Source organism: Aquirufa antheringensis (genome assembly GCF_004307425.1).
Classification (GTDB): Bacteria; Bacteroidota; Bacteroidia; order Cytophagales; family Spirosomataceae; genus Aquirufa; species Aquirufa antheringensis.
Window position 1 is genome coordinate 1,662 of record NZ_SEWZ01000001.1, and the last position, 12,848, is coordinate 14,509.

Below are 12,848 nucleotides of genomic sequence, written 5' to 3' on the forward strand. Positions count from 1 at the left end.
CACACAAGGTTCTTTGACATATTGTGAGAATAAAGTAAAGAGTAAGAGCAAATTAGAATTTGAATCCTTCGGGATGAAGATATTTTAAAAGAGTAAGTGAATTAAGGGCGTATGGGGGATGCCTAGGCTCTTGGAGGCGATGAAGGACGTGTTAAGCTGCGATAAGCTTCGGGGAGGTGCACAAGACCTTCGATCCGAAGATTTCCGAATGGGGCAACCCAGTAGATTGAAGATCTATTATCCTATTTAAGATAGGAGGCGAACCTGCTGAACTGAAACATCTAAGTAAGCAGAGGAAGAGAAAACAAAAGTGATTCCGTAAGTAGTGGCGAGCGAACGCGGATTAGCCCAAACCAGTGTTGTTGCGGCAAGACTGGGGTTGTAGGACCACGCCATCGATTATGTAAATCAACGAGAACTGTTTGGGAAAGCAGGCCATAGAAGGTGAGAGCCCTGTATTGGTAAGTTTATGTAATTGTAGTGGTATCCTGAGTAGGGGGGGACTGGAGAAATCCCCTTTGAATCTGCCGGCACCATCCGGTAAGGCTAAATACTACCAAGAGACCGATAGTGAACGAGTACTGTGAAGGAAAGGTGAAAAGTACCCTGAGTAAGGGGGTGAAAAGACCCTGAAACCATACGCTTACAAGCGGTCGGAGCCCTTTCGTGGGGTGACGGCGTGCCTTTTGCATAATGAGCCTACGAGTTACTTTCACTGGCGAGGTTAATCACGTTGACGTGAGCAGCCGGAGCGAAAGCGAGTCTGAATAGGGCGCTTAGTCAGTGGGAGTAGACGCGAAACTTTGTGATCTACCCATGAGCAGGTTGAAGCTCCGATAACACGGAGTGGAGGACCGAACCAGTTTACGTTGAAAAGTATTTGGATGACTTGTGGGTAGGGGTGAAAGGCCAATCAAACTGAGAAATAGCTCGTACTCCCCGAAATGTTTTTAGGAACAGCCTCGGGGTTAAGTTTTAAGCAGGTAAAGCTACCGATAGGACTAGGGGGAGTCAAATCCTACCAAATCCTGACGAACTCTGAATGGCTTAAAATATACCCGGGAGTGAGGGTTGGGGTGCTAAGGTCCCAATCCGAGAGGGAAAGAACCCAGACCAACAGCTAAGGTCCCAAAATCTTTACTAAGTTGAACTAAGGAAGTCTGATTGCAGTGACAGCCAGGATGTTAGCTTGGAAGCAGCTATTCATTTAAAGAGTGCGTAACAGCTCACTGGTCGAGCGAGGCGGGCATCGATAATAAACGGGCATCAAGTAAAGTACCGAAGCTTTGGATTATATTTATATACTGGTAGGGGAGCATTCTGATCTGCGGAGAAGGTGAAGCGACGAGCTTTGCTGGAGCGTTCAGAAAAGCAAATGTAGGCATGAGTAACGATAATGAGGGCGAGAAACCCTCACGCCGAAAGACTAAGGTTTCCTCAGCTATGCTAATCAACTGAGGGTTAGTCGGGGGCTAAGGGTCTAGCGAAGGCGACAACCTAATGCACAACAGGTTAATATTCCTGTACTTACTTATAGGGCAAATAGATGACGGAGATTACAGGTTACCAGATACTGACGGAATAGTGTCTTTGAGAGGCGGCAGCAATGCCAAAACGAGTGTAGTGAGTAAACTTCCAAGAAAAGTCTAGGCGTGTATAACTTATAAGTAACCCGTACCGTAAACCGACACAGGTGGTCGAGAAGAATATTCTAAGGCGCTCGAGTGAATCACGGCTAAGGAACTCGGCAAATTAACCCTGTAACTTCGGGATAAAGGGAGCCACGAGCAATCGTGGCCGCAGAGAAATGGCCCAGGCGACTGTTTAACAAAAACACATGGCTTTGCTAAATCGAAAGATGACGTATAAGGCCTGACACCTGCCCGGTGCTGGAAGGTTAAGGGGGGATGTTAGTGGCAACACGAAGCATTGAACTGAAGCCCCAGTAAACGGCGGCCGTAACTATAACGGTCCTAAGGTAGCGAAATTCCTTGTCGGGTAAGTTCCGACCTGCACGAATGGTGTAACGATCTGGGCACTGTCTCAGCCGTGAGCTCGGTGAAATTGTAGTAACGGTGAAGATGCCGTTTACCCGCAACGGGACGGAAAGACCCCATGAACCTTTACTATAGCTTAGCATTGAGTTTTGGTACTGGATGTGTAGGATAGGTGGGAGGCTGTGAGCCGGTGTCGCTAGGCATCGGGGAGCCAACGTTGAAATACCACCCTTCTTGTACTGGAATTCTAATCCCCAAAGGGGAGACATTGCTTGGTGGGTAGTTTGACTGGGGTGGTCGCCTCCAAAAGAGTAACGGAGGCTTTCAAAGGTTCCCTCAGCACGCTTGGTAACCGTGCGTAGAGTGCAATAGCAAAAGGGAGCTTGACTGTGAGACCGACAAGTCGATCAGGTACGAAAGTAGGATATAGTGATCCGGTGGTTTAGTATGGAACAGCCATCGCTCAAAAAAGGATAAAAGGTACTCTGGGGATAACAGGCTGATCTCCCCCAAGAGCTCACATCGACGGGGAGGTTTGGCACCTCGATGTCGGCTCGTCACATCCTGGGGCTGGAGAAGGTCCCAAGGGTTCGGCTGTTCGCCGATTAAAGTGGCACGCGAGCTGGGTTCAGAACGTCGTGAGACAGTTCGGTCCCTATCTGTTGTGGGCGTAGGAATATTGACAGGTTCTGACTTTAGTACGAGAGGACCGAGTTGGACTGACCGCTGGTATATCAGTTGTTCTGCCAAGGGCATAGCTGAGTAGCCACGTCGGGACCAGATAAGCGCTGAAAGCATCTAAGTGCGAAACTGACCTGAAGATGAGTATTCCATGAAGGGTCCGTGTAGACGACACGGTCGATAGGCTACAGATGTAAAGACAGTAATGTCAAAGTCGAGTAGTACTAATTACCCGAAAGCTTACCTTTTATTAATTTACACACTGCTGTTTATTTTATCTCACAATATGGCTAAAGGCTAAAACCTTGCAAAAAGTATGGAGCCGATAGGACGGGTGTTCACCTCTTCCCATCTCGAACAGAGAAGTTAAGCCCCGCACCGCTGATGATACTGGGATCAAACCCGGGAAAGTAAGTAAGCTCCAAGTTATTACAGAAGACCTGCACCAAAAGTGTGGGTCTTTTTTTATGCCCTACAGTCACTAGTCGCTAGTCGTCAGTCCGGAGGGAATTAGTCGTCAGTTATCAGTGGGCAGTAATCAGGAAATAGAGTAGAGAGTATAGAGCAAAGAGTAGAGATACGGCATAAAAAAGAGGCTGCCGCCTCGTTTTTTATCCACTCATGAAATATCGCCCCACGCACTCAGCAATTTGAACTTTGCTCTTTGAACTTTGAACTTTGCTCTTTGAACTTTGGTCTTTGAACTTTGAACTTTGGTCTTTGACTATCGACTACTCCATTAACCATTTACCACTTACCATTCACCATCTTTGAACTTTGCTCTTTGAACTCTGCTCTTTGAACTTTGCTCTTTGCACTTTGCACTTTGTTCTTTATATTTGCAACACTATTGCATAAACATGAAACAGCTATTTTTTTCTTTACTGGTGTTAGTTGGAATTTTGGCCTGTAAAAAGGATCCTGAAGTTGAACCTACGGATGATAATGAATTAATTACGACTGTAGAGCTTGTTTTTACCGATGCCGCTTCTGTTTCTCGTTCTTTTAAGTTTAGAGACATTGATGGAGATTCACGTACAAAACCGGAAGCTTTTGATACTCTACAATTGGCAAGAAATACAGATTATACCGTTGCGATCTATATAGGAGACGAATCGAAGGGTTCTTTAGAGGATATTACAGAAGATATTTTGGAAGAGTCGGATGTCCACTTATTTGTGTATAAACCTATGCCCGCTTCCTTGTTATCTGTGCAGATTACGGATTCCGATAAAAATGGTTTACCTGTCGGGTTGAAAGCGACAGCAAAGACACAATACGTTGCTGGATCTGGTGTATTACAGTTGTTATTAAAACATCAACCACCGTTAAATGGTCGTACGGTTAAAACGGGGGATGAGGATGCGGGTAGTACGGATTTAGATCTAAGTTTTCCGATAGTAATTAAATAATTAGCTTTATGTCTAAACAAAAATATTCAGATTTGTTGCCAGCCGAAAAATTGGGAGTTTTTCTCTCACTTTTATGTGCAATACATTGTTTGGCAATGCCAGTATTTTTGTTTGTAGCCCCTTATTTAGCTAGTTCGATTGCATTTAGTCCGGTTGTGGAATGGGTTTTGGTAGTTATTAGCTTTGGAATGGCCCTATTCCTCTTGTGGAAAGACTATTTGAAACATAGAAAACCCATGCCTCTGTATTTTTTAGGGCTAGGTGTTTTAGTAAAGTTGATGGACACATTGATTGGTATTAAATCAATTGAATGGATTTTTGGCCTTTTACTAGGTGTTTTTATTACCTTAGCTTACTGGTATAATTACAAGCATAAAACGGCTTGTACCTGCAAAATCAAGTAGTTGATATCTTTAAACCCGGGAATTTTGTATCTTTATATCCTATCCTGGTTATAAATATTTTTCAGTGAGCATTTCCTATCAACCCGTTATTGGCCTTGAAATTCATGCACAGTTGCAGACGAATTCGAAGATTTTCGCGAGCGACCCTGTCCTGTTTGGTCAAGAAGCGAACACCTTAATTTCTCCTATTTCGTTAGGCCATCCAGGGACATTACCCTATTTGAACAAAAAGGTAGTGGAATTTGCCATAAAAATGGGCCTAGCGATAGGCTCTAAAATTGCCCCTAAACAGTATTTTGATCGGAAGAATTATTTTTATCCAGATCTTCCGAAGGGCTATCAAATCACCCAGGATAAAACGCCCATTTGCATAGGTGGTTCGGTTTTGGTTCATTTGAAAGAGGGGAATAAAAAGATGGAGTTTCACCACATTCATTTAGAAGAGGATGCGGGTAAGTCTTTACATGAAGGAGATAATCCATTTAGTTTCTTGGACTATAATCGGGCGGGCACACCATTAATCGAGATGGTCACAGAACCATCGATTCATTCTTCGGAAGAAGCTTTTGCCTTGGTTTCTGAGGTGCGTAAATTAGTTCGCTACTTGGGCATTTGCGATGGGAATATGGAAGAAGGCTCTTTGCGGGCAGATGTGAATGTCTCGATTAGACCTGTAGGTACAACTACCTTAGGGACTAAAGTGGAGATCAAGAATATGAATTCCTTGCGTAACATTCAGCGCGCGATTGAGCACGAGATTGTTCGTCAAACCAAGGTCCTAAACGAGGGAGGTACACTCATCCAAGAAACGAGAACCTTCGATGCACATACGGGGACAACGCATTCGATGCGGGTGAAGGAAACGATGAATGATTACCGGTATTTTCCTGAGCCAGATTTAGCTCCTTTAGAAATTTCAGAAACGTGGTTACAAGAGATTAAGGCGGCTATGCCTCTATTGCCTTGGGAACAAGAACAAAAGTTAGTCAAGGAATTTGGTTTACCTGCTTATGATGCGCATTTTTTAGCTGATACGCGTGAAATGGCGATCTATTTTGAAGAAGTTGCCGTTCATTCTGAAGCCTATAAATCTATTTCGAATTGGCTAATGGGGCCTGTTAAGTCGCATTTGAACGAGAAGAATCAATCGATTTCGGATTTTGGACTAAGTCCTAAAACCTTGGCTGAAATAGTTGATTTAGTGGAGAGTGGCACCTTGACTCATAATTTAGCGGCACATCAATTATTTCCTTTGGCTATCGAAAATCCAGCAAAATCACCAGCTCAGTTAGTCGAAGAGCAGGGTTGGTTGAATGCGCAATCGGGGGATGAATTAAATACCTGGGTTCAGGAAGCGATCGCGACCTACCCAGATAAGGTAAAAGAATACCAAAAAGGAAAGAAGGGTTTAATCGCCTTGTTCATCGGTGAAGTGATGAAAAAATCAAAGGGAACGGCTGATCCTAAGCGTGTTAATCAACTAATGTCAGAAGAATTAGCGAAAGCCTAAATGAGATTAATCTGGATCATATTGTTTATTTCGACTGCGTTACGAGCTCAAAATTTTGAGTTACACATCGAGGCAAAGACGGTTGTGCCTGGGAAAAAAATCTATTTAGAATATATAAATGAGACGGGAAAAATAGTTAAAATAGACTCTGCAAGCCCGTCAGTTCAACGGAAAGTGACTTTTAAAGGTCTGGTGAAAGATCAAGGCGCTTTTTATTTAGTGAACTTCTTTGATACGCCTAAGCCCCAAAAAGTGCTCGTCATTCTAGAAGGGGGCGAATCGATTGATATCGTGGCAGATGGAATCAACGATGAAGATGGTAAGAGTGCATTTACTCTGAAAGGGGATTATCCTAACGTGAAATTTATGCTTGAATTGATGGCCATCTCGAAAGAAATGGAGGCCAAGGTGCGCAAATGGAACCAAGAGATTCAGGTAGATCCCAAGCAAGAGAAACGAATTCAGGCTGAGTTTACACAGGCGCAGGCTGCAAGCACAGCTAAAATAAAGGCATTAATTCCTCAAATGGGGAGTCATTTAGTGGCACTTTGGGCAACTAATTTTTTGCCTGCGGAGAAAGAGATGGCCTCGCTGTTAGAGATTGCGGATAGGCTAGGCAAAGCGAGACCGACTCATCCACAGGTACAGCAATTTGTCCATAATTTAGAGCGTTTACAAGATGTCAACGAAGGTGCCATGGCACCGGAGATTAATTTAGCAACTCCAGAGGGGCCTAGTTTGGCTTTGAGTTCGTTGCGAGGGAAATATGTGTTGATTGATTTTTGGGCAAGCTGGTGTGGACCCTGCCGCCGGGAGAATCCCAATGTCGTAAAGACGTATGCGAACTACAAGGACAAAGGTTTTGAGATTTACGGGGTTAGTCTAGATCAAAATAGAGAGGCTTGGTTAAAGGCCATTGAAACAGATAAATTAGTCTGGAAACACGTATCAGATTTACAATACTGGAGTTCTGCGGGGGCACAAGCCTACCAGGTGAATTCCATTCCGCAGACTTTCTTGTTAGACCCTGCAGGAAGAATTATTGCTAAAGGTTTGAGAGGAGCTGCTCTGGACCAGTATTTGGCCCAATTATTTGAAACAAAATAAGATGAAAATAGCGATCATTGGTTGTGGAAATATGGGGATGGCTTTTGCCAATTCCTTCATTCAATATAATTTAGTTTCTAAGCAGGAGCTGATCTTGATTGAAAAGAATAAGGAGCGAGGCGATATACTACAAGAGCAAAAAGCCGGGATTGTTGTCGATACCATATCGGAAAAAGTCGCGTCAGCTGATTTGATCATCCTTTCCGTTAAACCTCAGGATTACCCTTCCGTTTCTGCTGAATTAGCTCGGTTCATAAAGCCTACTCAAATTGTCTTGTCGATTATGGCCGGTATTCCGATTGCGAATATTCAAGCTAGTTTATCCCATGATTTAGTGGTTCGTGCGATGCCGAATACACCCGCACTTTTGGGTATGGGGATGACCGCTTTTGCCGCTGCTTCTGCCGTGGGTATGTCGGATATCCGAAAGGTAGAGAACTTGATTAATTCCACGGGTCGTGCGGTTTTTTTAGAAGAAGAAAGCCTATTGGATGCGGTGACGGGTTTGAGTGGTAGTGGTCCAGCGTATTTCTTCTATTTGATCAAGGCCATGATTGATGCGGGAGTTCAGATGGGCTTCGAGCCAGCGATGGCCTCCCTTTTAGTGAAACAAACGATGTTAGGATCCTATCATTTAATGCAGACCAGCGATAAGACGTTAGATGAGTTGATTCAAGCGGTTGCCTCGAAAGGGGGAACGACAGAAGCGGCGTTGAAAACGTTCCAAGAGAACCAAGTAGCAGAAGGATTGCAAAAAGGAATTATTGCGGCAAAGGATAGGGCAAAAGAATTAGCCAATTAATTGACCGATTTCCATCTCATTTAATTGACGGCTGATAAGCTCTCCATTTGGAGAATAAGAAGGGTTTGTGCTCGCAAACAATTGCTCCACTAAAGCGGACATTTCTTCAGACAGCAGTTTCTTTGCTTGATATCGAATCGCTGCCCGGTTAGCTAAAATGCGCGCAATTTTTTCGGAATGTTTTTGGCCTAGATCAGACGCTTCATTCTTTATTTGTTCTAAAATCCCCTCTAGCAAATTCTGTCCGTCTTCTTCACCTATTCCAGCGGGAACACCTTGAATCCAGAATTTTTCTTCTGAGTCTTTTGTTAAACGAAAGCCTAAATCGGTTACATCGGTTAAAATTTCCTCTACTAAGATCGTGTCAGCTGGATTAATTCGTAAAATCTGTGGAAATAATAATTGCTGAGACACCCCGTTTTTCTTCACTAAATTCTCCGAGAATTGATCAAATAAGATGCGTTGATAGGCTTTCTTTTGGTCTATAAGCAACATTCCGCCGGAAAGTGTCACTACTAGGAATTTATTCAGGATCTGAATCACCTGGAAATTCGTGTGCGAAGAACTGTCTGCTGTCCAGGTATTGGCTTTGCTTTGAAAGGTCGTAGCAGCTTGTGGGAATAAATTTGCCGAAGGCTCAGCTACATTACCTCGTTCAAAGGCCTCAATATTGTCATTTAAGCCCTCGTAAAGCTTCTTCCAGGCATCTTGAACAGGTCGAGGAGAATTCGTCCCGGAGAACGAAGAAAATGGGCTAGGCCCAGACGTTCCAGATGGATTTCTAAAATTCACATTCGCATCGAAATCGAGCGATGGAATCAAATGGTTCAGGCTAAGTGTTTTCCGGATAGCCGCTTGCAAAATGGCATAAATGGATCGCTCATCATCGAATTTGATCTCCGTTTTCGTCGGGTGCACATTGATGTCGATGTGGGAAGGATCTAAGGTCAAGAATAGAACATAGAAAGGAAAAGTCCCCTCCGGTACTAATCGTTCGTAAGCGCTCATCACCGCATGATGCAAATAAGAACTCTTAATGAAACGGTTATTCACGAAGAAGAATTGCTCTCCACGAGTCTTTTTCGAATATTCTGGTCTACCTACATAGCCTTTGATACTGACGAAATTCGTATTTTCCTCACAAGCCGCTAATTGTTCCCGGTAGGTTTTGCCAAACAAGTCCACAATTCGCTTACCTAGTTTTTCAACCGGTAGGGCATAGGTTTCTTGTTCGTTTTGAATTAAAGAGAATTTAATCTCAGGATTAGCTAAAGCGATCCGTTGGAATTCATCCAAGATGTGACGCATTTCTACCGGATTTGATTTTAGGAAATTCCGGCGGGCTGGTATGTTGTAAAATAGGTTTTTAACTAGAATTGACGTCCCTTTAGGGGCGGCCACTTGTTCATTTGCCTTCAGAACAGAGGCTTCCATGCGCAATAAGCTGCCTAATTCATCCTCCTCTCGCCTCGTTTTCAATTCTACCTGGGTTACAGAAGCGATAGAGGCCAAAGCCTCTCCACGGAATCCCATCGTATGGATGGCAAATAGATCTTCCGCTTTACTAATTTTAGAGGTGGCATGGCGCTCAAAACTCATCAGTGCATCCTGCGGTGACATGCCTTTGCCATCATCGATGACTTGAATGCTGACTTTGCCCGCTTCTTTCACGATTAACTGGACGAAACTCGCTCCTGCGTCAATCGAGTTTTCCATTAATTCCTTTACCACAGAGGCTGGTCGCTGTACTACCTCGCCTGCCGCAATTTGATTTGCGATAGCATCAGGAAGCATTTTAATCAGATTGTGCATAAATGAATAAGGAAACGAGTGGGCAAAGATAAGGGATTAAACAAAAAAAAGGGAATGTTGCCATTCCCTTTTTTCGTAAGATAGGTTGGGTTGAATTACTTCAATTCAACTTCAGCACCAGCTTCTTCTAAAGATTTCTTCAAACCTTCAGCTTCGTCCTTAGATACACCTTCTTTCACAGCTTTCGGTGCAGCATCAACTACATCTTTCGCTTCTTTCAAACCTAAACCAGTTAAGTCTTTTACTAATTTAACGATTGCTAATTTGTTAGGACCAGCAGCCTTTAAGATTACATCAAAAGATGTCTTCTCAGCAGCAGCATCACCACCTTCAGCGCCACCAGCTGCAGGACCTGCAACCATAACAGCACCAGCAGCAGCTGGTTCGATACCATACTCATCCTTAAGGATAGTAGCTAATTCGTTTACTTCTTTTACAGTTAAGTTCACTAATTGTTCAGCGAACGCTTTTAAATCTGCCATTTTTTGAAAATTTAATTGTTAAGAATTAATAATTTATTGGAGTTTTCACTCCGGTAAAACTTGGTAATAATTACTCAGGGCGCTCAGACAAAGTCTTCACGATACCAGCTAATTTCTTCTCACCGCTTAATAATGCTGAAACAACATTTTTAGCAGGCGATTGTAATAAGCCAATAACTTCGCCAATCATCTCGTTTTTCGACTTGATGTTCTCTAGTGCTGTCAATTGACCTTCGCCAATGTAGATACCACCTTCGATAGACGCAGCCTTGAATGCAATTTTGTCTTTTCCCGCTTCTTTACGGAAGTCTTTGATCAATTTTGCCGGTACTTTAGCATTTTCAGTTGCGAAAATGATACCTGACATGCCTGTCAAAACTTCTGCGTCTAAAGAGGAATAATCCGTTCCCGTTTTAGCTAATGCCTTAGAGATTAAGGTGTTTTTGAATACTTTGTACTCAACACCTCTCTGAAAACAAAGGCTACGGAATTGATTAGCTTCGGCTACAGTTAAACCGGCTGTACTTGCAATGTAGAAGTACGGAGTCACAGCGAACTTTTCGCTCAACTCATCAATAATCTGATTTTTTTCTTCTCTTGTCATGATTACAATCCAGCTACAGTTCCCTTATCGATGATAATGCCCGGAGACATTGTCGATGACAAGTTGATCGATTTAACATAAGTTCCCTTTGCAGAAGACGGCTTTAATTTAATCAACGTGTTGATTACTTCTAAAGCGTTATCTACAATTTTATCAGCTCCGAAGGACACCTTACCGATAGAGGTATGGATGATACCAGTTTTATCAACTTTAAAGTCAATTTTACCAGCTTTTACTTCGTTTACTGCTTTTCCTACTTCCAAAGTTACAGTACCTGACTTTGGATTAGGCATCAGACCGCGAGGTCCTAAAACACGTCCCAAACGGCCTAATTTTGCCATCACAGTGGGCATAGTAATGATTACGTCGATATCGGTCCAGCCGCTCTCGATTTTTGCAATGTAATCATCTAATCCTACGTGATCAGCACCGGCTGCTTTTGCCTCCTCTGCTTTATCGGGCGTACATAGTACAAGTACACGTACGTCTTTCCCGGTTCCGTGAGGTAGGGCAACCACGCCACGAACCATTTGGTCCGCTTTGCGGGGATCTACTCCTAAGCGGACATCAATATCCACTGAGGCATCGAATTTTGTATAAGAAATTTCTTTCAAAATCTCCGCTGCTTTTTCAAGCGAATACGCTTGCGTTGCATCGTATTTTGAAAGGGCTTCCTTTATTTTCTTCGTAAGTTTTGCCATTACCTTTTAATTAAAATGTTTATTTCTGATGGTTAAATCAGAACGGTTTATCACCAGAAACAGTAATTCCCATTGATCGAGCCGTTCCAGCAATCATACTCATTGCTGCTTCAACTGTAAAACAGTTTAAATCTGGCATCTTAGTTTCCGCGATAACGCGTACTTGATCCCAAGTTACAGAACCTACCTTTTTCAAGTTAGGTTGAGCTGAACCAGATTTAACCTTCGCTGCTTCCAATAACAAGATGGGTGCAGGAGGAGTTTTTACAACGAAATCAAACGATTTGTCTGCGTAATAAGTAATTAGGACCGGCAATACTACGCCGTTCTTATCTTGAGTTCTCGCATTGAATTGCTTACAGAACTCCATGATATTTAATCCTTTCGAACCTAAAGCAGGACCGATGGGTGGTGAAGGATTGGCTTGGCCACCTTTGCATTGAAGCTTTACGTAGCCAGCTATTTCTTTTGCCATGTTAAAACATCGTTTATTTAGTGAATTTAGAGGTTTATCTGCCAATAAGGGTGGAAGCTTCCTTATCTGATTCCCCTCCGGGTGACCTTTCCGCGTAACAATGACGTTCCGGCCCAATCCCCTCTTGAAATTTTCAAAACAGAGATTGCCGCTTTTTAAACGGACTGCAAAATTAGGGCTTTTATTCTAAATTACAAATAGTTAACAAAAAAAGTCCTGAATTTTCGTTCAGGACTTTCCAAGCTTCTCTAGAATAGAGATAAATTATTTTTCTACTTGAGCGTAGTTCAATTCAAGTGGGGTGTTACGTCCAAAGATCTTCACCATCACAGATAATTTCTTCGTGTTTTCGTGAATCTCTTCTACCGTTCCTTCGAAAGTGGCGAATGGACCGTCGATAACGCGAACTGTTTCGCCTTTGATGAAGGTAACAGAAGCAAATTCTTCTACGGCTGCAGACTCATCTACTTTACCTAAGATACGATTTACTTCACTTTGATTAATCGGAACAGGTTTCTTAACGATTACTTTCGTTTTCTTCACTTTTCCGCCTTCAACCTTTGTTACTTCTACTTCTTCGTTATTTGCTTGCAAGAAACCGATAACACCCGGTGTAGAAGTTAAAATGTGACTAACCTCTCCAGCTAAGTCTGCTTCTACTAAGATATATCCTGGAAACAAGTTCTTCTCGCGAATCACCTTTTTTCCTTTACGGATTTCGTAAATCTTTTCGGTAGGGATTAAAATCTGAGGAACTGAATCTAACACACCTTGGCGCGCTAATTCGTTCTCCATATAGGTCTTTACCTTCTTCTCTTGTCCTGAGATTGCTCTCAACACATACCATTTAGTCTCTGCCAT

Annotated in this window: 11 protein-coding genes and 2 rRNA genes; 7 read left to right on the forward strand and 6 right to left on the reverse strand. The window is 43.0% G+C overall.

Translation table 11 applies throughout. The features are described from left to right. Positions 1-90: 90 nt before the first annotated feature. The 7 genes from EWU21_RS00010 to proC all read left to right on the forward strand — a co-directional run bounded on the left by EWU21_RS00010 (position 91) and on the right by proC (position 7,913). Positions 91-2,926: ribosomal RNA gene (locus tag EWU21_RS00010) — 23S ribosomal RNA — on the forward strand. A 67-nt stretch (positions 2,927-2,993) separates the two neighbouring features. Beyond that, positions 2,994-3,105 (forward strand): 5S ribosomal RNA (gene rrf, locus EWU21_RS00015). A 460-nt stretch (positions 3,106-3,565) separates the two neighbouring features. Further along, positions 3,566-4,090 carry a hypothetical protein gene (locus EWU21_RS00020; protein WP_145983574.1) on the forward strand — a complete coding sequence of 175 codons (525 nt, stop codon included), beginning with the start codon at positions 3,566-3,568 and terminating at the stop codon, positions 4,088-4,090. Between the two features lie 8 nt (positions 4,091-4,098). Then, the gene (locus tag EWU21_RS00025; protein ID WP_130894747.1) at positions 4,099-4,494 is read left to right on the forward strand and encodes a MerC domain-containing protein; all 396 of its coding nucleotides are present in this window, start codon (positions 4,099-4,101) and stop codon (positions 4,492-4,494) included. 64 nt (positions 4,495-4,558) lie between these two features. Continuing rightward, complete coding sequence (gene gatB / locus EWU21_RS00030) at positions 4,559-6,004, forward strand: Asp-tRNA(Asn)/Glu-tRNA(Gln) amidotransferase subunit GatB (protein WP_317127206.1); 1,446 nt, start codon at positions 4,559-4,561, stop codon at positions 6,002-6,004. Next, positions 6,005-7,111 (forward strand): TlpA family protein disulfide reductase, encoded by a 1,107-nt coding sequence (locus EWU21_RS00035; RefSeq protein ID WP_130894748.1) that lies wholly within the window; start codon positions 6,005-6,007, stop codon positions 7,109-7,111. A 1-nt stretch (position 7,112) separates the two neighbouring features. Next, complete coding sequence (gene proC, locus EWU21_RS00040) at positions 7,113-7,913, forward strand: pyrroline-5-carboxylate reductase (RefSeq protein WP_130894749.1); 801 nt, start codon at positions 7,113-7,115, stop codon at positions 7,911-7,913. On the opposite strand, the gene mutL is transcribed toward proC, so the two are convergent. The 6 genes from mutL to nusG all read right to left on the reverse strand — a co-directional run bounded on the left by mutL (position 7,902) and on the right by nusG (position 12,848). Continuing rightward, positions 7,902-9,725 carry a DNA mismatch repair endonuclease MutL gene (gene mutL / locus EWU21_RS00045; protein WP_130894750.1) on the reverse strand — a complete coding sequence of 608 codons (1,824 nt, stop codon included), beginning with the start codon at positions 9,723-9,725 and terminating at the stop codon, positions 7,902-7,904. The genes proC and mutL overlap by 12 nt on opposite strands. 95 nt (positions 9,726-9,820) lie before the next feature. Continuing rightward, positions 9,821-10,207 carry a 50S ribosomal protein L7/L12 gene (gene rplL, locus EWU21_RS00050; protein WP_130894751.1) on the reverse strand — a complete coding sequence of 129 codons (387 nt, stop codon included), beginning with the start codon at positions 10,205-10,207 and terminating at the stop codon, positions 9,821-9,823. A gap of 70 nt (positions 10,208-10,277) precedes the next feature. Beyond that, complete coding sequence (rplJ, locus tag EWU21_RS00055; protein WP_130894752.1) at positions 10,278-10,811, reverse strand: 50S ribosomal protein L10; 534 nt, start codon at positions 10,809-10,811, stop codon at positions 10,278-10,280. Between the two features lie 2 nt (positions 10,812-10,813). Beyond that, positions 10,814-11,512: a 50S ribosomal protein L1 gene (gene rplA, locus EWU21_RS00060; RefSeq protein WP_130894753.1), complete on the reverse strand. Its 699-nt coding sequence runs from the start codon at positions 11,510-11,512 to the stop codon at positions 10,814-10,816. 37 nt (positions 11,513-11,549) lie between these two features. Continuing rightward, complete coding sequence (gene rplK / locus EWU21_RS00065) at positions 11,550-11,987, reverse strand: 50S ribosomal protein L11 (protein ID WP_130894754.1); 438 nt, start codon at positions 11,985-11,987, stop codon at positions 11,550-11,552. 264 nt (positions 11,988-12,251) lie between these two features. Further along, positions 12,252-12,848, reverse strand: coding sequence for a transcription termination/antitermination protein NusG (nusG, locus tag EWU21_RS00070; RefSeq protein WP_130894755.1), 597 nt, complete (start codon positions 12,846-12,848; stop codon positions 12,252-12,254).

What these genes read in the sequence shown, in the direction of transcription:
- rplL (WP_130894751.1), bottom strand. Translation starts at nt 10,207, where the DNA reads ATGGCAGATTTAAAAGCGTTCGCTGAACAATTAGTGAACTTAACTGTA.
- EWU21_RS00025 (WP_130894747.1), top strand. Translation starts at nt 4,099, where the DNA reads ATGTCTAAACAAAAATATTCAGATTTGTTGCCAGCCGAAAAATTGGGA.
- rplA (WP_130894753.1), bottom strand. Translation starts at nt 11,512, where the DNA reads ATGGCAAAACTTACGAAGAAAATAAAGGAAGCCCTTTCAAAATACGAT.
- mutL (WP_130894750.1), bottom strand. Translation starts at nt 9,725, where the DNA reads ATGCACAATCTGATTAAAATGCTTCCTGATGCTATCGCAAATCAAATT.
- rplJ (WP_130894752.1), bottom strand. Translation starts at nt 10,811, where the DNA reads ATGACAAGAGAAGAAAAAAATCAGATTATTGATGAGTTGAGCGAAAAG.
- rplK (WP_130894754.1), bottom strand. Translation starts at nt 11,987, where the DNA reads ATGGCAAAAGAAATAGCTGGCTACGTAAAGCTTCAATGCAAAGGTGGC.
- EWU21_RS00035 (WP_130894748.1), top strand. Translation starts at nt 6,005, where the DNA reads ATGAGATTAATCTGGATCATATTGTTTATTTCGACTGCGTTACGAGCT.
- proC (WP_130894749.1), top strand. Translation starts at nt 7,113, where the DNA reads ATGAAAATAGCGATCATTGGTTGTGGAAATATGGGGATGGCTTTTGCC.
- nusG (WP_130894755.1), bottom strand. Translation starts at nt 12,848, where the DNA reads ATGGCAGAGACTAAATGGTATGTGTTGAGAGCAATCTCAGGACAAGAG.